Source organism: Phyllobacterium sp. T2-21 (assembly GCF_055378485.1).
In genome coordinates, this window is record NZ_AP027912.1 from 756,974 (window position 1) to 776,083 (window position 19,110).

Consider the following 19,110-nt stretch of genomic DNA (forward strand, 5'->3'; position numbering starts at 1 on the left):
GTTCTGAATGAGTAAGTTTACCGCAACATTTCGCCTGATCCGGGCCGGATGGATCATGACGCGCGAAGGCGTTATTTCCGCACTGCCCGCCGAAGGCCTGAGCGGCCTTCCCGCATTCGGCCACCGCATCGCCGGGCTGCTGGCAAGGCGGCGCGCCCGCACGGCCCGCCGTTCCGAGCGCATGTCGCGCGCCATCAACAAGCTCGGGCCGTCCTACGTCAAGCTGGGCCAGTTCCTGGCGACACGGCCGGATGTGGTCGGCACCGAAGTGGCTGACGATCTGGCGCTGCTGCAGGATCAGCTTGATTTCTTCCCGATGGAAGCGTCGGTCAAGGCCATAGAGGGCTCGCTCGGTCGCCCCGTCGACGATCTCTATGTCAACCTCGGCGAACCCATTGCCGCGGCATCGATCGCGCAGGTTCACCCCGCCTATGTCAGAACAGGCGGCGAGGACCGCAAGGTCGCCGTCAAGGTTGTCCGGCCGGGCGTGCGCCAGCGCTTCAACAATGATCTGGAAAGCTTCTTCCTCGTGGCAAAGTGGCAGGAGCGCTACGTGCCTGCGACGCGCCGCCTGCGGCCGATCGAAGTGACGCGCACCCTGGCGCAGACGACGCGGATCGAGATGGATCTGCGGCTGGAGGCGGCTGCGCTTTCGGAAATCGGCGAGAACACCAAGAACGATCCGGGCTTCCGCGTGCCGACCGTCGATTGGGAGCGCACGGGGCGCGATGTCCTGACGCTCGAGTGGATCGACGGCATCAAGATGTCGGATATCGATGGCCTGCGCGCCGCCGGTCACAATCTTGTCGGCCTTGCCGAAACGCTGATCCAGTCTTTTCTGCGCCATACATTGCGGGATGGTTTCTTTCATGCCGACATGCATCCCGGCAACATGTTCGTCGATGATCGCGGGCACATCGTTGCCGTGGATTTCGGCATCACCGGGCGGCTCGGCAAGAAGGAACGGCGGTTTCTCGCCGAAATTCTCTACGGCTTCATCACGCGTGACTATGTCCGTGTCGCCGAGGTGCATTTCGAGGCGGGCTATGTGCCGCATCACCATGACGTGGCGAGCTTTGCCCAGGCCATCCGCGCCATTGGCGAACCCATTCACGGCCAGCCCGCCGAAACCATTTCCATGGCCAAGCTCCTGACCCTGCTGTTCGAGGTCACCGAGCTTTTCGATATGGAGACCCGGCCGGAACTGGTCATGCTGCAAAAGACCATGGTGGTGGTGGAAGGTGTCTCCCGCACGCTCGATCCGCATTTCAACATGTGGAAGGCATCCGAACCTGTCGTGGGCGACTGGATCCGCCGCAATCTCGGTCCGCAGGGAATTCTTGCCGATGCGCGCGAGGGCGTCGGCGCCCTGCTGCATCTCGCCCGTCAGGCGCCCGAACTCGTGGCGCGCGCTGACCGCCTGTCGAAAGAGATGGACCGGATGGCGGAGCAGGGTTTCCGCTTCGATGACGAGACGGCAAAGGCCATCGGCAGGGCGGAGGCGCGGCATACCCGTTCCGGCCGCGTCGCCCTGTGGGTGATTGCAATCTGTCTGGTTATCATCACTTACGCCCTTCTTTTCTGAACTCAATTGCGCTAATGTGATTGCAATGATTGCATTTGATGCGATCAATCCATGGGGAGTGCAATCATATGGCCAGCATCACCATCCGCAATCTCGATGATGCGACCAAGGAAAAGCTGCGGCTGCGCGCCGCCGCCCACGGCCGGTCGATGGAAGAGGAGGTGCGCCTCCTGCTTGCGGCGCTGGATGTGCATGCGGGCCCTTCCATCACCCAGGTCCCGGCACCTTCATCAGCGTTGGCTGCCGGACCGCTTGCGGGGCGGCATATTCTTCTCATCATCGGCGGCGGCATTGCCGCCTATAAATGTCTCGACCTGATCCGCCGCCTGCGCGAGCGTGGTGCGCATGTGCGCCCGGTGCTGACGAAGGCAGCGGAAGAATTTGTCACGCCCCTGTCCGTCGGTGCGCTGGCCGCGGACAAGGTCTTTACCGACCTGTTCTCCCGCGAGGACGAGCACGATGTCGGGCATATCCGCCTGTCGCGTGAAGCGGATCTCATTGTCGTTGCCCCGGCAACGGCGGATCTCATGGCAAAAATGGCGGGTGGTCTGGCCAACGATCTGGCCTCGGCGGTGCTGCTGGCAACCGACAAGCCCGTCCTGATCGCCCCAGCCATGAATCCGAAAATGTGGACGCATCCGGCAACCCGGCGCAACCGGGCAACCCTCGCCAATGACGGCATCCGCTTTGTCGGGCCGAACAGCGGCGAGATGGCCGAAAGCGGCGAGGCGGGTGCCGGGCGCATGGCCGAGCCGCTGGAGATCGTCGCCGCGATTGAAACGCTGCTGGATATCAGGCCGAAACCGCTTGCCGGCAAGACCATTGTCATGACCTCCGGCCCGACGCACGAGCCCATCGATCCCGTGCGCTACATCGCCAATCGTTCTTCCGGCAAACAGGGCCATGCCATCGCCGCTGCGCTGGCGCGGCTGGGGGCGACGGTGCATCTGGTCTCCGGGCCGGTCACGATTGCGGACCCCGAGGGCGTGTTCGTCACACATGTGGAATCCGCGCGCGACATGCGCGATGCCGTGGAACGGTTGTTGCCCGCCGATGCGGCTGTCATGGTTGCTGCCGTCGCCGACTGGCGCACGGCAAACGAAGCGGGCGAGAAGATCAAGAAGCAGCCGGGCGAGGCGGCGCCAGCCCTGCAGATGGTGGAAAACCCCGATATTCTCGCCGGGGTCGGGCACAGCAGGCAGCGCCCGCGCCTCGTGGTGGGGTTTGCTGCGGAGACTCAGGACCTCCTCGCCAATGCGCGGAAGAAGCTCGACAAGAAGGGTGCCGACTGGATCGTTGCCAACGATGTCAGCCACGCCACCGGCGTGATGGGCGGCGACCGCAATGCCGTGCGCATCGTCACGCGTTCCGGCGTCGAAGAATGGCCCGACATGAGCAAGGAAGAGGTGGCGGAACGGCTGGCCGCCCGGATCGCTGCCGCCTTGCAGACGATCGAGGTGTGATGCCGGGGCGCCAGAAAGGTAAGCATATGCTTACTTTTCAAGTCATTTGACTTGATGAACAATAATCTCCAGAAAACGCAAATCATTGTTGAAGACGGAATCCCCATGACCGCCACCACCACGCCCATCGTCGAAACCGAACGCCTCAATCTGCGCGCACACAGGCTGGAGGATTTTGAAGCGCTGCACAGCCTGTGGACGCAACCGGCGGTTTATGAATTCATTTCGGGCAAGCCGTCGACCCGCGAGGCTTCCTGGGGCCGATTGCTCAAATATGCTGGTCTCTGGGCCCTGAACGGCTATGGATTCTGGGCGGTCGAGGACAAGGCCACGGGCCGTTATGTCGGCGATATCGGCTTTGCCAATTTCCTGCGTGATATCGAACCACCCTTTGGCGACACGCCGGAGATGGGCTGGGTCCTCGCGCCGGAAATCCATGGCAAGGGCTATGCCAGTGAAGCGCTTGCGGCGGCTGCGGCGTGGGGCGACGGTTTTTTCAGGCAGGACCGGGCCCTGTGCATCATTTCGCCGGAAAACACCGCTTCGCTCCGGGTAGCGGAAAAGACCGGCTTCGGCCGGATTGGCACGGCCGATTATACCGGCGAAACGGTCCTGCTGCTCGAGCGCAGGTTCAAACGCTGACCGGGCAATATTAGCCGGTCAGCGCTTACCACCCTTCACCCTTCTGCGATATGTGGTGGACGATCTGACAGGGACTGGTAATCCAGAAATCCCGGTGACCCTCCGGCAGCGCCTCGATTGCGTCGCAGCGGACAACGCCGGCAGCGTTCAGGTGTGTCGCAGCCGCACCGGCATCGTCAGCGGCAATTTCCAGCCACAGTTCTGCCTGGCTCATGCCGGGCACCCGGTCGATCCACAGCTGGTTCGAACCGAAATGGAACCCGACATGGGGAGGGTGGTTGTCGAGGGGTTTCAGGCCGATCACATCGCGGTAGAAGGCGACGGTTGCCTCATACTGGTGCGGCGGAACTTTCATGGCGATGTTGTGATTGCCTTCATAGCGCGGTTTCATGCGAGGTATCCTTCCGGGAATGTGGTGCGCCAGCGTTGACGCAGCAAAAATGTCATGCGGGCAGCGCCCTGTCATATTCTGCCTCAAGGTGCTCCAGCTTCGCCCAGAAATCGGCGGTTTCGACCCCGTTCAGCACATTGATCAGCACGCTCAGATGCGTGTGCCAGCCGCTGGCGACGCTGACCATGGCGCCATGATCGGCGAGACGGCTGTGGGTGAGGGTCAGCAGAGTGTCGCCGCCGGCCGCCTGCAGTTCAAAACTCACCTCCGATGCCGTGCCATTGCCCTCCTCCCATGTGAAGGACAGGTATGTCGGCGGCTCGCAGCGTATGACCTTCCCGACATTGCGGTGGCCTTCATATTTCCGGTACTTTTCCGGGGTGGGCGCGGTGGACAGTTCGGAATGGCGGAAGGTCAGTTCCACCGGTCCGCCGGCATGGCCCGCCATCGGCCCCCTGGCGAGCCATTTGCCGCGCTTTTCCGCGTCGGTGAGATAGGCCCATACGCGCTCCACCGGACCGGGAAGCAGCCGTTCGATGCGAACGGTGCGCGGGGCTGTTGCAATGCCAAGCTGGTCGTTTCCCTGATGCAGGCTCATCATTCTACTCCTTGGTATCCGGTTTGGATTTGGGGGCCTTGCGGGCTCCGTGTTTCGCCGTGTCGGCAAGCGCACGGTCCTCCGCGCGCAGAATATCTTCCAGATCGTCGAGCCGTTCCTGCCAGAACTGCTCGTAATAGCGCAGCCATTCCTGCGCTTCGGCCAGCGGGGCCGCCTGCAGGGCGCAGATGTGGGTCCGGCCCTGCACGTGCCGCCGCACCAGCCCGGCCGCCTCGAGCACCTTGATGTGCTTGGATGCGCCGGCGAGCGACATATTGAACGGCGTCGCCAGCTCGCTGACGGTGCGCTCGCTTGTCGACAGCCGGTGCAGCATGGCTCTCCGCGTCGGGTCGGAGAGGGCATGGAAAACGGCGTCGAGCGTGGGTGTGCTATATTCAACCATAAGGTTTAATATAGCTGCGCGATTTCAATTGTCAACCATTTGGTTGAATAAATGCGCGAGGCCGTTCAGGGCAACGAACAGCGGTCAATCCGGTTGGAGGGTAAGCTGGCTCAGGCGGCCTTTTCGCGGACCTGATAATCCTTGATCGCGGCGAAGCGGATAGCCTTCCAGCGCTCTGCCTCATAGGACAGCGAGAAGGAATTCTGCGCCAGGAACACCGGATCATTGTCGAGATCATGGGCGATATCGGCCCGGTGCGCATTGATGAAGCGCTGCAGCTCCGCCGGGTCATCGGCCGAAATCCAGCGCGCAATGGTAAAGCGTGCGGGCTCGAAGCCGACGGGAAGCGTGTATTCGACTTTCAGGCGTTCCGTCAGGACGTCGATCTGCAGGGCGCCGACCACGCCGACGATGGCGGGCGAACCGTCATCGGGCAGGAACAGCTGGACAACGCCTTCTTCCGCCATCTGCTGCAGGGCCTCGCGCAGTTTTTTCGCCTTCATCGCATCGTCGAGCCGCACGCGGCGCAGGATTTCAGGGGCAAAGTTCGGCACGCCGCGGAACAGGATGTCTTCGCCTTCCGTCAGCGTGTCGCCGATGCGCAAGGTGCCATGGTTGGGAATGCCCACCACATCGCCGGCCCAGGCCTCGTCGGCGATCTGGCGGCTGCGGGCGAAGAAGAACTGCGGTGCCGACAGGCTCATCGGCTTGCCGGTGCGTACCAGCTTGGCTTTCATGCCGCGTGACAGTTTGCCGGAGCAGACGCGCAGGAAGGCGATGCGGTCGCGATGGTTCGGGTCCATGTTGGCCTGGATCTTGAAGACAAATCCGGTCATCTTGTCTTCGGTTGCCTCGACGCGGCGGATGTCGGCGTCCTGCGCGCGCGGGCTCGGCCCGAAATCGCAGAAGGCTTCGATCAGGTCGCGCACGCCGTAATTGCGCAGCGCCGAGCCGAAATAGACCGGCGTCATATGGCCTTCGCGGAATGATTGCAGATCGAAGGGATTGCAGGCATCGCGCGCCAGCGTCACCTCGTCGATCCACGCCTGCCGTTCGTTCTCGGGCAGCAGGCCGGAGGCACCGGCGGCTTCCGGTCCGTTGACCGGTGTCGGCTTTTCCTCTTCATCGCGGCGCCGCACGGTATTGTCCTGCAGGTTGTAGGTACCGGCAAAGCTCTTGCCGCGTCCGATCGGCCAGGTGATCGGGGCAGTGTCGAGCGCCAATTTCTGCTCGATTTCGTCGAGGATTTCGTAGGGATCGCGGCTTTCCCGGTCCATCTTGTTGACGAAGGTGACGATCGGAATATCGCGCATGCGGCAGACTTCGAAGAGTTTCAGCGTCCGCGCCTCGATACCCTTGGCGGCGTCGATGACCATGACGGCACTGTCGACGGCGGTGAGCGTGCGGTAGGTGTCGTCGGCGAAATCTTCGTGGCCGGGCGTATCCAGAAGGTTGAAGATGCAGTCCTTGTACTCGAAGGTCATCACCGAGGTGACGACCGAGATGCCGCGATCCCGTTCGATGTTCATCCAGTCGGAGCGGGTCTGGATACGGTCCTTCTTGGCCTTGACCTCGCCGGCAAGCTGGATCGCTCCGCCGAACAGCAGCAGCTTTTCGGTCAGCGTGGTTTTACCGGCGTCCGGGTGCGCGATGATCGCAAAGGTACGGCGTTTCGAAACGGGATGGTCGGCAGAAGACATGAAGCGGCTCAAATTTCGTAATCGTAGGGTTGCGCGCCTTCTATCAGCCGGAGGCCCTGCCGTCGACTGTCAATTCTAAGGCGTCTTATACGAAGGTTGTATCACGGCGTGATACATTTTGTTTGACCGGTGAATGCGTGGCGGTAGAATAGCGGCATTTGAGGCGATAATGATATGTTCATTCAAGGACAAATGGACGGAGGCGATTTTACACGGTTTACCTCCCATCCATCCCGGTGAAATTATACGGGAGGAGTTTCTCGAACCCTTGAAGATGAGCGCCGGTGCCTTGGCGAAAGCGCTGCACGTTCCGCGGACGCGTATCGAGCGTCTGGTTGCGGAGAAGACGGCGGTCACTCCCGATACGGCGCTGCGGCTGGGAAAATATTTCAACACGTCCGCAGAGTTCTGGCTGAACATGCAGATGTCCTACGATCTCAAGATCGAAACCCGCGACAAGCAAACTGAAATCGACAGGATCGTCGCGCTCAAGCGCAAAGCCGACAAAGCGGCATAGTCAAAATTTTGAAATTTATACTTTCTCCAGCACTGGCCCGGATTTTTCCTGCGCCATGAACGGCTCGATGGCGATGCGCTTGCTGTTCTTGACGGTCACGAAACTGTTCGGCGGCACCGGCATCCAGTTTTCCGCTTCTCCGTCCAGCGGTTCCGAGACCACGCACAGGCCCGAGCTCGGTGAGAGCGTCGCCGTATAGAGCGTCGGGGCAAAGCGGTCGGTGGCGTAGCGCACCGCGTAGAGCTGTGTCCCGTCGGAAAATGCCGCCGTCAACCGGATGAAGGGCGGCACGCCGGCGCGCTCCGCCTCGGCGGTGATGACATTGACCGTCTCCACCAGCGATTGTGCCGGGTCCTTGTCGAGGCCGTGCTGCAGCATCAGCAAGAAAATCAGCTCCGAATCCGTCGATCCCAGTTTCTGCACATAAAGCGCATCGTCGAGCTTGGCTTCCAACCCGCGCCGCAGCCGGTCGAAATGGCCGATCTGCCCATTGTGCATGAAACTCCATTGGCCCGAGACGAATGGATGGCAATTGGTCCGGCTGGTCGAGCCGCCGGTGGAGGCGCGCACATGGGCGAGAAACAGGTGCGACCGGATTTGCCGCGACAGGCTCTTCAGGTTCTGGTCCGACCAGGCGGGCAGGATATCGCGGTAAAGGCCAGGTTCCGGCCGCTCGCCATACCAGGCAACGCCGAAACCGTCGCCATTGGTGCGGGTCTTGGCCTCGTGCGCATCATGGCTCTGGGCGATCAGCGAATGGCACGGCGAAGCAATGACATCTTCGAGATAAAGCTGAGGTCCGAGATAGGCTGCCCATCGACACATGATTCACCCGATTCACTCTTGATCCGACTGACAATAGCGCGTCGCGCGGCGCTTGGGAATCGTCAGGTTCAGCCACTGCTAGAAAGAGATTGTGTGTAAACAATGATCCGGACAAATCTTGTGAGTTGACCAATCCGGCGGACTGGTGAAAAAGGTGGTCTCATGTCTCAATCATCCGATTCCGCACGTCTCGTGCATCCCGCTCTCGGTCTTGTCCGGTTGCCGCATGGGCGGGACCTCGATTTGCCCGCCTATGAAACCCCCGGCTCGGCTGGAATGGACCTGCGCGCCGCAGTGCCCGAGGACCGTCCGCTGCTGCTTTTGCCCGGCCGCCGCGCCCTGGTGCCGACCGGCCTCGTCTTTGAAATCCCGCAAGGCTATGAAGCGCAGGTAAGGCCGCGTTCCGGCCTTGCCCTCAAGCACGGAATTACCTGCCTCAACACGCCGGGGACCATTGATTCCGACTACCGGGGTGAGGTAAAAGTAATCCTGATCAATCTTGGAGATGACGACTTCTACGTCGAGCGTGGCATGCGCATCGCGCAGGTCGTGCTGGCGCCGGTCGTGCAGCTCGAGGTTGAAGAACGGCAGCATGCCAGCGAAACGGCACGCGGTGCCGGAGGGTTCGGGTCAACGGGCACGTCGTAATCGCGGGAGGATAGCATGGACAAGGGCAAGGTTTTCCGTCAGCTGCATCAGGGACCGGAAATTCTGTTGATGCCCAATCCATGGGATCCCGGTACGACCCGGTTCCTCGCGTCGCTCGGCTTCAAGGCGCTGGCCACCAGCAGCGCCGGGTTTGCCTTTTCGCGCGCTCTGCCCGATGGCGGCGTCGCCTTCGATGTCATGATGCAGCATTGCCGAGATCTCGTGGCGGCAACGGATCTTCCCATTTCCGGCGATCTGGAAAAGGGCAAAGGTGACAGCGCCGACAGCGCCGGCGAGACCATCTTCGCCGCCGAAGCCGCCGGTCTTGCCGGCTGCTCCATCGAGGATTTCTCCGGCGATGCGGACAAGCCGATCTATGATTTCGACCATGCGGTCGAGCGTGTCTACGCGGCGGCGGAAGCCGCGCGGGCGCTGAAGAGCGATTTCGTCTTCACGGCGCGTGCCGAGAATTTCCTGCATGGCCGTGCCGATCTCGATGACACGATCAAGCGGCTGCAGGCGTTCGAAAGGGCCGGTGCCGATGTGCTTTTTGCGCCCGGCATTTCGGATCTCGAGAGTATCCGCACCATCTGCGCTTCCGTGTCGAAGCCCGTCAATGTCCTCGCGCCAGCGTCATTGAGCGTCAGCGAACTCAAATCGATCGGCGTGCGCCGCGTTTCGCTCGGGCCGCGGCTGACCACCGCCGCCTTCACTGCCATTCGCGATGCGGCCCGCGAAGTGCTCGACAAGGGCACGTTCGAATTCTCAAAAACCGGCGTGACGTTCGGGGAGCTGCAAAAGCTCTACGCGCAGGACGCAGACAAGGAAGATTAAGCATGACTCGCCCCGATCTGGTGATTTTCGACTGTGACGGGGTCCTGGTCGATACCGAAGCCCTTGCCAATCAGCATCTGATCAAGATGCTCAATGCCGCGGGCTATCCCATCACCTTCGACGAGGCGCGCAAGAACCTCTGCGGCATGCCGATGCGCGCGGTGAAGGAGAAGGTCGAGGCGCAGGGCTATTCCCTTGGCGACGATTTTGTCGAGCGCTGGTATCAGGCCATTCCCGTCATTTTCGAAAACGGCGTTGAAGCCATCCCGCACATCGAAACGGTCATCGATGCGGTGAAGGAAGCGCAACTGTCCTACTGCGTGGCCTCCTCCGCCAATGTGGAAAAAATGCACCTGACGCTGGGGAAAACCGGGCTGATCGGCCATTTCCATGATGTGCTGTACAGCGCATCCATGGTGGCCCGCGGCAAGCCGTTCCCCGATCTCTTCCTGCATGCGGCACGGCAGATGGGAGTCGAGCCGTCCCGCTCAGTGGTGATCGAGGACAGCGTGGCGGGAACAACGGCGGGAACGGCGGCCGGCATGCGGGTGTTTTCCTATTGCGGCGATGCGCATGCCGACCATGAAGGTCTCGTGGCGGCGGGTGGTATCCTGTTTGACGATATGCGCAAGCTGCCCGCGCTTCTGGGCATCGCCTGATGGCCGCGCCGCTCAGCGTCGTCGACATGCACACGGGCGGCGAGCCCCTGCGCATCATCACCGGCGGCTATCCCGTCCTGCCGAAGGGCACGATCCTGGAGAAGCGCGCCTATGTCCGGGACAATCTCGACCATCTCCGCAAAATCCTGATGTTCGAGCCGCGCGGCCATTTCGACATGTATGGCGCGCTGCTGGTCGAACCGAACCTGCCCGGGGCCGATCTTGCCGTGCTGTTCATGCACAATGAGGGCTATTCGACCATGTGCGGCCACGCCATCATCGCGCTTGGCCGCTATGCCATCGATTATGGCCTTGTAGAGAAGGTCGAGCCGGTCACCACGGTCCGCATCGAATGCCCCTGCGGCATGGTGGTGGCCTCCGTCGAGGTGAAGGACGGCAAGTCCGCCAGCGTCTCCTTCGAAAGCGTCCCGGCCTTTCTGTTTGCCGGGGACCGGACCATCCATCTGCCGCCCTATGGCGACGTGACGTTCGACGTGGCCTATGGCGGCGCCTATTACGCGCTCGCCCATTGCAGCCAGTTCGGCCTTGAATTCGGCCGCGATCCCGCGCGCAAATTCATCGAGGCGGCAACATTGCTCACCGAAGCGGTGAAGGACGCCGTGCCGCTGGCGCACCCGGATCACAGCGACCTTGCCTTCCTCTATGGTTCCATCCTCACCGACGGTCTCGACGGCTGGTCGGAAGCGCCGACAAGGAATGTCTGCATTTTCGCCGATGCCCAGCTCGACCGCTCGCCGACCGGGTCGGGCGTGACCGCGCGGCTGGCTGCCATGCACGCCAAGGGCCAGATTCATGCCACTGAAGCGCGGATTTTCGAAAGCATTGTCGGCTCGCGTTTTGCCGGGGCTGTCGCCTCGCTCACCAGGGCGGGAACCTTCGACGCCATCACGGCGCGTGTCTCCGGCCACGCCTATTACAGCGGCAAGGCGGAGTTCATCGTTGAAGACGATGATCCGCTGGGACGGGGGTTTCTGGTACTCTAGGTCGAACACGCATAAATCTGGCTGGAATGATATGAGGCATTTGCCTGGCGACGTCGTCGCACAGCCCCGAAAATGATGAATACGACAAATACTTGAGGCCGATTGCCAGTGCGGAAAATCGGCGTATTCTCCCGCCGCACAGACTTCACGCAGAGATTGATCATGACACTTGCCGGTTTCATCGCCTATTCGGGCGCCCTAGCCATTGCCGCCGCCATTCCCGGGCCCGGTCTCACCGCCCTCATCGCGCGGGCGCTCGGCTCCGGTTTCCGCTCGGCCCTGTTCATGTCGCTCGGCCTCGTCCTCGGCGATCTGACCTATCTGACAGCCGTGGTGCTCGGCCTTTCCATGGTGGCGCAGACGTTCGGAACACTGTTTCTGCTGATCAAATGGGCGGGTGTGGCCTATCTCGCCTATCTCGCCTGGAGTTTCTGGACCGCGGGAATTTCCGCCGAAAAGATTGAAGCCAAGCGCGGCAGCGGCGGGGCTCTCGCCAGCGTGCTTTCCGGGCTTGCGGTTACCCTCGGCAATCCGAAGACCATGATCTTCTATATCGCCCTGACGCCGACGCTGATCGATCTGCACGCCATCACCCCGACCGATTATGCGCTGCTCGCCTGCGTCACGGTTGTGACGCTGCTTGTCGTGCTGGTGCCCTATCTCGCGCTTGCATCCAAGGCACGCTGGTTCCTGCAATCGCCGCGCGCCCTGAAACGGCTGAACCGCACCGCCGCCGCATTCATGGCGGGCGCTGCGCTTGCCATCGCTGGCCGGGCGTCTTGACCATAGAATTTTATTCTAAGGCTGTAGGTATATTGGCATGAAATTCCCGTGATCGGGCTGTTTATGCATAGGCTCGACTATGAATTTTCAAGCTCGCGCCATAAGATGGCTGCCACAGCAATTGAGGGAGCATTTCCATGAGCACGAGTGATGCGCGCAAACCCGGCCGCGGCCGTATCTACAATTCCATTGTCGATACCATCGGCGATACGCCGATTATCCGTCTTGATAAGCTGGCAAAGGATCAGGGTGTCGAAGCCAATCTGTTGGCCAAGCTCGAATTCTTCAATCCGATTGCCAGTGTCAAGGATCGCATCGGCGTCGCGCTGATCGAATCGCTGGAAGCACAGGGCAAGGCAACGCCGGGCAAGACGACATTCGTCGAGCCGACCTCCGGCAATACCGGTATTGCGCTGGCGTTTGCCGCCGCCGCAAAGGGCTACCGTCTCATCCTCACCATGCCGGAAACCATGTCGGTCGAGCGCCGCAAGATGCTCAAGCTGCTCGGTGCCGAACTGGTTCTGACCGAGGGCGCCAAGGGTATGAAGGGCGCCATCGCCAAGGCCAATGAACTGGTGGAAACCACGCCCGATGCGGTCATTCCCGGCCAGTTCGACAATCCGGCCAACCCCGAGATTCACCGCAGGACCACCGCCGAGGAAATCTGGAACGATACGGACGGCAAGGTCGATATCTTTGTGTCCGGCATCGGCACTGGCGGCACCATCACCGGTGTCGGCCAGGTCCTGAAGCAGCGCAAGCCGGACGTGCGCATCGTTGCGGTCGAGCCGAAGGATTCGCCGGTTCTATCAGGCGGCAATCCCGGCCCGCACAAGATTCAGGGCATCGGTGCCGGTTTCGCGCCGCAGGTGCTCGATACGCACATCTATGACGAGGTCATTCAGGTCTCCAATGAGGATGCCTTCACCTATGCCCGCCTGGTGGCCAAGCTCGAAGGCGTGCCGGTCGGCATTTCCTCCGGCGCCGCGCTCACGGCGGCTATCGAGCTCGGCAAGCGTCCGGAAAACAAGGGTAAGAATATCGTCGTGATCATTCCGTCCTTTGCTGAACGGTATTTGTCGACGGCACTCTTCGACGGCCTCGACGCCTGATAGAACCGATACTGTTTTGCAACCAGCCCCGCCGCGCGCCAAATGCCTGGCGGGGCTGATTGTTTTGCGGCCGCGATAGTTCGGCCGCGATCGAAGCATCGGATCATCCGGCTGCTCTAAAACAGGCCAGTCCACACGAAGGAGCGGCTGTCATGAGCATCACCTGCATTATCAAATATGAGATCGACCCCTACCAGAAGGATGCATTCGAACACTATGCACGCACCTGGAACGAGGCGATCCCGCGCTGCGGTGCCGACCTGATCGGCTATTTCGCCCCGCATGAGGGGTCGGCCACATTGGCCTACGGGATTTACACCATCGCGGATCTGGCGGCCTATGAGGCGTACCGGGCAAAATTGATGGCCGATCCGCTGGGCCGCGCCAATTATGAATTTTCGCGCGAACGGAAATTCATCCGCCGCGAGGACCGCACGTTCCTGCGCCGGGTTACTGGAAACAATGGGGAATTGATCCGATGATTGCTGTGATTTTCGAAGTGGAGCCGAGGGAAGGCCACGAGAAAGATTATTTCGAGCGGGCGGCGAATTTGCGCCCGCTTCTGGAAAAGATGGACGGCTTCATTTCCGTCGAACGGTTCCGCAGCCTTGCCAACGAGAACCGTTATCTCTCCCTGTCGTTCTGGCGCGACGAAGCCTCAGTTGCGGCTTGGCGCCAGACCGAGGAACATCGCGCTGCCCAGAGCGCTGGCCGCGCCGAAATCTTTGCCGATTACCGGCTGCGGATTGCGACTGTTATGCGTGACTATGGCTTGCGAGCCCGTGATGAGGCTCCGTCTGACGCGCGCGTTTACCATCATGCCTGACCGTGGTTGCGCTGTGCACAGGCGGGGCCGGGGCCACGCATGTAATGGCGTTCCGGCCGGTAGGACGGTGCAATGAATTCACGGACGACGCGAAGCGTATCGCGCAGTTGAACGAGCATGGTCATATCTTCATTTCCTGAATCTCGATCGCCCGAAAAAATCGGTTAGCGATCATTTAGCTAAAATTTAACCGATAAATATGAACGCTTGCTGAATACCGATGGTTAAGGCCCGGTGAATTCATGGAAAATTAGCTTTAACACCTGAGGCAGGCTGTAATTTCCCGGTTGAAAAGCCAAAAAGAAACTCGGTGTTAACCACCGGGTTTTGTCAATTCTGATTCGTTTACAAGACCCGCCTGCATGCGCCGGTCGTCACGCATTGCCGATGAGAATGCCCGTGGCCAGGACGAGGCTGCCGCCCAGCACCACCTGTATCGCCGCGCGGAAGAACGGCGTTTCCATATATTTGTGCTGGATATAGGCAATCGCCCAAAGCTCGACGAAAACCACCAGTGCGGCGATCGTCGTGGCCGTCCAGAAATCCGGGATCAGGTAGGGCAGGGCATGGCCCAGGCCGCCGATCGCCGTCATCAGGCCGTTGGCGAGGCCGCGCTTCAGCGGCGATCCGCGCCCGGACAGCTTGCCGTCATCATGGGCCGCTTCCGTGAAGCCCATCGAGATGCCGGCACCGAGCGAGGCGGAGAGGCCGACCAGAAATGTCTGCCAGGTGTCCTGGGTTGCGAAGGCCGCCGCGAAAATCGGCGCAAGCGTCGAGACGGAACCGTCCATCAGCCCCGCCAACCCCGGCTGGACATAGGTGAGCAGGAACTGGCGTTTTTCCGTCAGCTTCTCGTCCTGTTGCACCGCATCGGGCGTGTGCTGTTCGCCCAGCCGGTGCGCCAGCGATTCGTGGGTTTTCTCGGCAATGGCAAGATCCCCGAGCAGCTTGCGCGTCGAGGCATCGCTGACCAGCTTCACCGCTTCCGTGTAGAAGCGGTAGGCCTGCTCCTCCATTTTTTCCGCCATCTCGCGCACCTTGTCGATGCCGAGCGGCCGCACCAGCCAGTCCGGCTTGCGCTCGAGATAGCCGCGCACATGTTCGCGCCGGATCAGCGGAATGCGGTCGCCGAAGCGCTCGCGGTGCATGTCGATGAGCGCCTGCCGGTGCAGGTTTTCTTCCTCCGCCATATCCTCGAAGACTTTGGCGCTCTGCGGGAAATCGTCCCGCAGCCCGTCGGCATAGGCAAGGTAGATCCGCGCATCGTCTTCTTCCGATGAAATGGCGAGCGCGAGGAGCTGCTGTTCCGACAATTCGTTGAGTTCGTGGCGGCGGGGACCGAAGAAGCGGCTGAGCATGACACTGTCCTAATTTAGAATAATTCTAAACTATAGAAAGCAGGCGGGTTTTTCAAGAGGGTGCCCGGGACAATGATGACAATGATTTGGATGCCGAAACGCCGCGCCGGTGCTATGAATGACCAGACCCGCCCATTCAGCAGCCGAGGACATGATGAACGCGTTCGCCATTGCCAATACCGATATCGTCGATGCCGCCATCCGGCTCAAAGGCCAGCTTGTCGCCACCCGACTGATCGAGTCGGAAGCGCTCAATGCCAAATATGGCGCGCGCATCCTGTTCAAGCCGGAATGCCTGCAGCGGACCGGTTCGTTCAAGTTCCGCGGCGCCTACAACCGCATCAGCCAGATGACGGCGGACGAGCGCAAGCGCGGCATCGTCGCCTTTTCCTCCGGCAACCATGCGCAGGGCGTGGCAAGCTCCGCCCAGCTTTTCGGCATCAAGGCTGTCATCATCATGCCATCCGATGCACCGCAGTTGAAAATTGCCAATACGAGATCCTATGGCGCTGACGTCGTGCTCTATGACCGTTACAAGCAGAGCCGGGAGGAGATCGCGGCTGAGTATATCAACGGGCGCGGCATGATCCTGGTGCCACCCTATGACGATCCCGCGATCATGGCCGGGCAGGGCACGATCGGCATCGAGCTGATCGACGAAGCGGAGGAACGCGGCATTGTCTTCGACGACCTGTTCGTGCCGAGCGGCGGCGGCGGGCTGATCAGCGGCATTTCCGTTGCGGTCAAGGCGCGTTCCCCGCACACCCGCATCTGGGGTGTCGAGCCCGATCATTTCGACGATCTGCGCCGGTCGCTGGCGGCTGGCAGGCAGGTTGCCAACGAGCCGGGCTACCGCTCGATCTGCGATGCGATCCTGACCCAGCAGCCGGGTGATCTGACATTCCCCATCAACCGGCAGAACCTGGCGGGCGGCGTCGCGGTTTCCGATAAAGCGGTTGCTGCCGCCATGCGCGATGCGGCGACCTATCTCAAGGTGATTGTCGAGCCCGGCGGCTGCGTCGGCCTTGCCGGCGTGGCGGCGCGGGCGGACGAGCTGCAAGGCAAGACGGTTGCCGTGGTCCTGTCAGGTGGCAATGTGGACCTGGATATCTATGGCGGGCTGATCGCCGCAGCATAAGGGCAAAGGCCCGATTTGCATGGCAATTGTGCGTGGTGCGTGGTTCGCCCTTCGGCAAGCTCAGGAAGCTCACGATGAGGAACATGGATTGATTCCGGATAGGCAGGCTCTGCTATTGTTGCACTTGTCGAAACAGCCCGTAAATTTCCTCATGGTGAGCGTATTGAATCATGCACAGGATGTAACGGATATATCTTTTGGTGAAAAAACACGCCCCAACGAATTCTGGGGCGCGCTGGATCACATTTTTGCTGCAACTTCTTGTTGAGGCTTTTCGCGTCCGAGATTCTGCAGTTCGATATCGGTGATGGCAACCTTGCCCCATTCCTTCGGGAAAGTGAGTTTCAGCTTTTTCAGCTTGGTCAGATCGATCCCATCGAAAGCTTTGAGAGGGATGGCAACCATGTTCATGACATTGACAACCGTATCCCCTACCAGTGGCACATCATCAGGGTTGTCTATCAAAGGACGCCCTTCGCCCTTCGGGCGCGGGAAGTTGTAGAGCGCATCGGTGTAATCGCTTGCCGTGACGGTTGCGGATTTGCCTTTATCGTCTGCGAGCGTAACCAGTATTTCCTGACCTACCGGCTGAACTACAGCGACTCGGATTGTCAGGCTATCCAATCCCGTCGCTGAAGCACCGGTTAGGTCGTTGGTGATCGTCGGATTCTCCTTGGTCCATACAAGTTCGACATGGTCGGCCAACGAGTTGATATCACCGAAGCCGTCGAGGGGTGGTGTCTCCCACCCTGCACTGTTGCCACCACTTGGCATGCCATAACGCTGCGTCTCGTCGAAGCCGGTAAATGATGCGGCACCGCCAAGCTTGTTCTTTATCATACTGTCTAGGTCGTCGAAACGTTGTATCAATTTGATGCGGGTTGCATCCTTCTGCACGGTCAGCACCACGCGTTCGTCGCAGGTGGTCTTGCGATCGGGACAGGACTGCTTTGGCATCTGAGCGAGACCATTCCAGTAGGCGGCGAATTTCTGTTCGCCGCCGACGTGATAACGCATGAACGAATTGATGATAAAAAGGCCACCACGGCGTTGTTCCTTGGCGTCGAGATAAGATCGGGTGAATTTACAGATGTTTGTTACGCCATCACGAGCCGACCATATCGTGTTGTAGAAATTGTGGTTGGCGCCGCGGTGCAGGATTTGGTAGCGTGGTGTCATATCATCAGCAGGCCCGAAGCGATTGTGGTCGAATGCTCTTGCTCCCTGCAGATTCGAAACATCTCCATCGCAAGACGGCAGAAGATTGGCTAATGGTACGTGGTCGAGCCCGGTCACGCCTGCAAGATCGGTTGGTGCTAGCATGAATGCGCCTTTGAATTTGTAAGCCGAGGCGTCGCTGCCTGCAGCGTAGAATATGTTGTACTTCTCAATCGCTTTTTTGGCTTTTTTATCGTCTACACTCGCCGCTGTCTTCGCAGTCTTGGGGTTCACTGCGGCAGCGAGATCTGGGAACAAGGCCCTGTAGTCATCAGGTTTTGTGCGTAATGCATTTTTGAAGTCGGTCTCCGTCACACCACGGCGGGTTTTGTTGAAGACAATCGCATTGGCAACCGCCTGACCGCCACGGGAGTGTCCCATGATGCCGATGCGGTCAAAATCAAGCTTGCCCTTCAGTGGATCGAGTTTCCCCTGAGTGCCGCCGAGGTTAACTTGTCCAAAGCCGTCGATTTGACGCATACGGTCGAGCGTGCCAAGTATCAATTGAGCACGTGCATGGCTGGATTGATCTCCAGAATACCATGTGTATCCTTCAGGGGTTTGGTAGGCACCTGTAGCGTTAATCGCATTGGCGTCGATTGATAGCACCACATAGTCGTGCTCTGCCAAATCTTTCGCCAGATAATCATATCCCTGGTAGCTTGGATCGCTGGGTGCGTGCATACCGTGCAGGAATATGATCACGGGGTAATTGGGGGGGGGGCGAGGGAGTTATTGGCTGTTCAGGATAGCGGACCCAGCCCTTTATTGGCGTTATAAATGTCGTGGCAGACGTAAAGGCGGTCGAATCTTCGCTCCACTGCGCAACGAGATTTCCGAGATCGTATGAAAGCGCAGGCGATGACACATGGGTCGCCCCGCCAATCGTATCGGGTGCGATTTCGGTAAAGCGGGTTATCTTTTCGGGAACAACAATCGGTGGAACGACCGGTTCGGGGCGAGGCAGTACGATCTGACGGTCCGCAGCGGGCGGAACGATCGCAACCGGACCAGGCGGAACAGGTTCACTCTCTCTGCTCAGAGGTATCGCCTCACCGCCCGTCGCCACAGGCGGCGGCGGTTCCGTGCCGGAAACCGGCGTCACTGTGCCGATGACAGGTTCGCGGGGTATGCCGGCCTGATCGGTGACAAAGGTCGCCTGCCCGTCTTGGGAAGCGGGTGTGGCAGGCACTTCCGGTATATTGGCCTGATCCGGCACCGATTCGTCCGGCGGTGTCGTCTCGAAAGTGCCTTGCTGCTGCGGCGCCCCCGTATCATCGCCGGTACAGCCTGCCAAAGCGGCAAGCAGCACGGCAAATAGGCACGCGCATCGTGCGCGTTTATTCAACCATCGTATCATCTCAAGAACCCCTGGTTTGGCGGGCCGTTACCCCCAAAGGTTCGGG

General features: G+C 60.3%; 22 protein-coding genes. 13 read left to right on the forward strand and 9 right to left on the reverse strand.

Annotation, left to right across the window (positions count from 1 at the left end):
* Positions 1-7 precede the first annotated feature (7 nt).
* From ubiB to ACZ5FP_RS03800, 3 genes are all read left to right on the forward strand, one after another.
* Positions 8-1,585, forward strand: coding sequence for a 2-polyprenylphenol 6-hydroxylase (gene ubiB / locus ACZ5FP_RS03790; RefSeq protein ID WP_464662222.1), 1,578 nt, complete (start codon positions 8-10; stop codon positions 1,583-1,585).
* Positions 1,586-1,653: 68 nt separating this feature from the next.
* Positions 1,654-3,048 carry a bifunctional phosphopantothenoylcysteine decarboxylase/phosphopantothenate--cysteine ligase CoaBC gene (gene coaBC / locus ACZ5FP_RS03795; protein ID WP_464662223.1) on the forward strand — a complete coding sequence of 465 codons (1,395 nt, stop codon included), beginning with the start codon at positions 1,654-1,656 and terminating at the stop codon, positions 3,046-3,048.
* 105 nt (positions 3,049-3,153) lie between these two features.
* Positions 3,154-3,690 (forward strand): GNAT family N-acetyltransferase, encoded by a 537-nt coding sequence (locus ACZ5FP_RS03800; RefSeq protein WP_464662225.1) that lies wholly within the window; start codon positions 3,154-3,156, stop codon positions 3,688-3,690.
* Positions 3,691-3,715: 25 nt separating this feature from the next.
* Here the strand turns inward: ACZ5FP_RS03800 and ACZ5FP_RS03805 are convergent, their stop codons facing one another.
* From ACZ5FP_RS03805 to ACZ5FP_RS03820, 4 genes are all read right to left on the reverse strand, one after another.
* Complete coding sequence (locus ACZ5FP_RS03805) at positions 3,716-4,081, reverse strand: hypothetical protein (protein WP_464662227.1); 366 nt, start codon at positions 4,079-4,081, stop codon at positions 3,716-3,718.
* A 52-nt stretch (positions 4,082-4,133) separates the two neighbouring features.
* Entirely contained in the window at positions 4,134-4,682 is a 549-nt protein-coding gene (locus ACZ5FP_RS03810) for an SRPBCC family protein (protein ID WP_464662228.1), read from the reverse strand.
* Between the two features lies 1 nt (position 4,683).
* A complete protein-coding gene (locus ACZ5FP_RS03815; RefSeq protein WP_464662230.1) occupies positions 4,684-5,082 on the reverse strand; it encodes an ArsR/SmtB family transcription factor in 399 nt (132 codons plus the stop codon).
* 110 nt (positions 5,083-5,192) lie between these two features.
* Complete coding sequence (locus ACZ5FP_RS03820) at positions 5,193-6,782, reverse strand: peptide chain release factor 3 (RefSeq protein ID WP_223612314.1); 1,590 nt, start codon at positions 6,780-6,782, stop codon at positions 5,193-5,195.
* Positions 6,783-6,951: 169 nt separating this feature from the next.
* Here ACZ5FP_RS03820 and ACZ5FP_RS03825 point away from each other — a divergent pair, with 169 nt between their 5' ends.
* On the forward strand, positions 6,952-7,299 hold the full coding sequence (locus tag ACZ5FP_RS03825; protein ID WP_464662232.1) for a HigA family addiction module antitoxin: 348 nt from the start codon (positions 6,952-6,954) through the stop codon (positions 7,297-7,299).
* A 15-nt stretch (positions 7,300-7,314) separates the two neighbouring features.
* Here the strand turns inward: ACZ5FP_RS03825 and ACZ5FP_RS03830 are convergent, their stop codons facing one another.
* On the reverse strand, positions 7,315-8,124 hold the full coding sequence (locus tag ACZ5FP_RS03830) for a class II glutamine amidotransferase (protein WP_464662234.1): 810 nt from the start codon (positions 8,122-8,124) through the stop codon (positions 7,315-7,317).
* 162 nt (positions 8,125-8,286) lie between these two features.
* On the opposite strand from ACZ5FP_RS03830, the gene dut reads away from it, so the two are divergent.
* From dut to ACZ5FP_RS03870, 8 genes are all read left to right on the forward strand, one after another.
* A complete protein-coding gene (gene dut / locus ACZ5FP_RS03835; RefSeq protein WP_464662236.1) occupies positions 8,287-8,772 on the forward strand; it encodes a dUTP diphosphatase in 486 nt (161 codons plus the stop codon).
* Positions 8,773-8,787: 15 nt separating this feature from the next.
* The gene (locus ACZ5FP_RS03840; protein WP_464662238.1) at positions 8,788-9,606 is read left to right on the forward strand and encodes an isocitrate lyase/PEP mutase family protein; all 819 of its coding nucleotides are present in this window, start codon (positions 8,788-8,790) and stop codon (positions 9,604-9,606) included.
* Between the two features lie 2 nt (positions 9,607-9,608).
* On the forward strand, positions 9,609-10,265 hold the full coding sequence (locus tag ACZ5FP_RS03845) for an HAD family hydrolase (protein WP_288192605.1): 657 nt from the start codon (positions 9,609-9,611) through the stop codon (positions 10,263-10,265).
* Positions 10,265-11,269, forward strand: a complete 1,005-nt coding sequence (locus ACZ5FP_RS03850) for a proline racemase family protein (RefSeq protein WP_464662239.1) — start codon at positions 10,265-10,267, stop codon at positions 11,267-11,269. The genes ACZ5FP_RS03845 and ACZ5FP_RS03850 overlap by 1 nt, the downstream gene beginning before the upstream one ends.
* Positions 11,270-11,431: 162 nt before the next feature.
* Entirely contained in the window at positions 11,432-12,052 is a 621-nt protein-coding gene (locus ACZ5FP_RS03855; RefSeq protein ID WP_223612308.1) for a LysE family translocator, read from the forward strand.
* 137 nt (positions 12,053-12,189) lie between these two features.
* Positions 12,190-13,164, forward strand: a complete 975-nt coding sequence (cysK, locus tag ACZ5FP_RS03860; RefSeq protein WP_346308396.1) for a cysteine synthase A — start codon at positions 12,190-12,192, stop codon at positions 13,162-13,164.
* A 152-nt stretch (positions 13,165-13,316) separates the two neighbouring features.
* Positions 13,317-13,646, forward strand: coding sequence for an NIPSNAP family protein (locus ACZ5FP_RS03865; protein WP_464662241.1), 330 nt, complete (start codon positions 13,317-13,319; stop codon positions 13,644-13,646).
* Entirely contained in the window at positions 13,643-13,990 is a 348-nt protein-coding gene (locus ACZ5FP_RS03870) for an antibiotic biosynthesis monooxygenase family protein (RefSeq protein WP_464662242.1), read from the forward strand. Before ACZ5FP_RS03865 ends, ACZ5FP_RS03870 begins: the two co-directional genes overlap by 4 nt.
* On the opposite strand, the gene ACZ5FP_RS03875 is transcribed toward ACZ5FP_RS03870, so the two are convergent.
* Positions 13,981-14,115, reverse strand: a complete 135-nt coding sequence (locus ACZ5FP_RS03875) for a hypothetical protein (RefSeq protein WP_264319104.1) — start codon at positions 14,113-14,115, stop codon at positions 13,981-13,983. The two genes, ACZ5FP_RS03870 and ACZ5FP_RS03875, sit on opposite strands and share 10 nt — an antisense overlap.
* A 249-nt stretch (positions 14,116-14,364) precedes the next feature.
* On the reverse strand, positions 14,365-15,348 hold the full coding sequence (gene mbfA / locus ACZ5FP_RS03880; RefSeq protein ID WP_105733908.1) for an iron exporter MbfA: 984 nt from the start codon (positions 15,346-15,348) through the stop codon (positions 14,365-14,367).
* Positions 15,349-15,502: 154 nt separating this feature from the next.
* On the opposite strand from mbfA, the gene ACZ5FP_RS03885 reads away from it, so the two are divergent.
* Positions 15,503-16,486 (forward strand): threonine ammonia-lyase, encoded by a 984-nt coding sequence (locus ACZ5FP_RS03885; protein ID WP_464663167.1) that lies wholly within the window; start codon positions 15,503-15,505, stop codon positions 16,484-16,486.
* A gap of 240 nt (positions 16,487-16,726) precedes the next feature.
* Here the strand turns inward: ACZ5FP_RS03885 and ACZ5FP_RS03890 are convergent, their stop codons facing one another.
* Together ACZ5FP_RS03890 and ACZ5FP_RS03895 are read right to left on the reverse strand one after the other, a co-directional pair.
* Positions 16,727-18,409 carry a hypothetical protein gene (locus ACZ5FP_RS03890; protein ID WP_464662245.1) on the reverse strand — a complete coding sequence of 561 codons (1,683 nt, stop codon included), beginning with the start codon at positions 18,407-18,409 and terminating at the stop codon, positions 16,727-16,729.
* Positions 18,351-19,052 carry a hypothetical protein gene (locus ACZ5FP_RS03895; protein ID WP_464662246.1) on the reverse strand — a complete coding sequence of 234 codons (702 nt, stop codon included), beginning with the start codon at positions 19,050-19,052 and terminating at the stop codon, positions 18,351-18,353. The genes ACZ5FP_RS03890 and ACZ5FP_RS03895 overlap by 59 nt, the downstream gene beginning before the upstream one ends.
* Between the last annotated feature and the right edge of the window lie 58 nt (positions 19,053-19,110).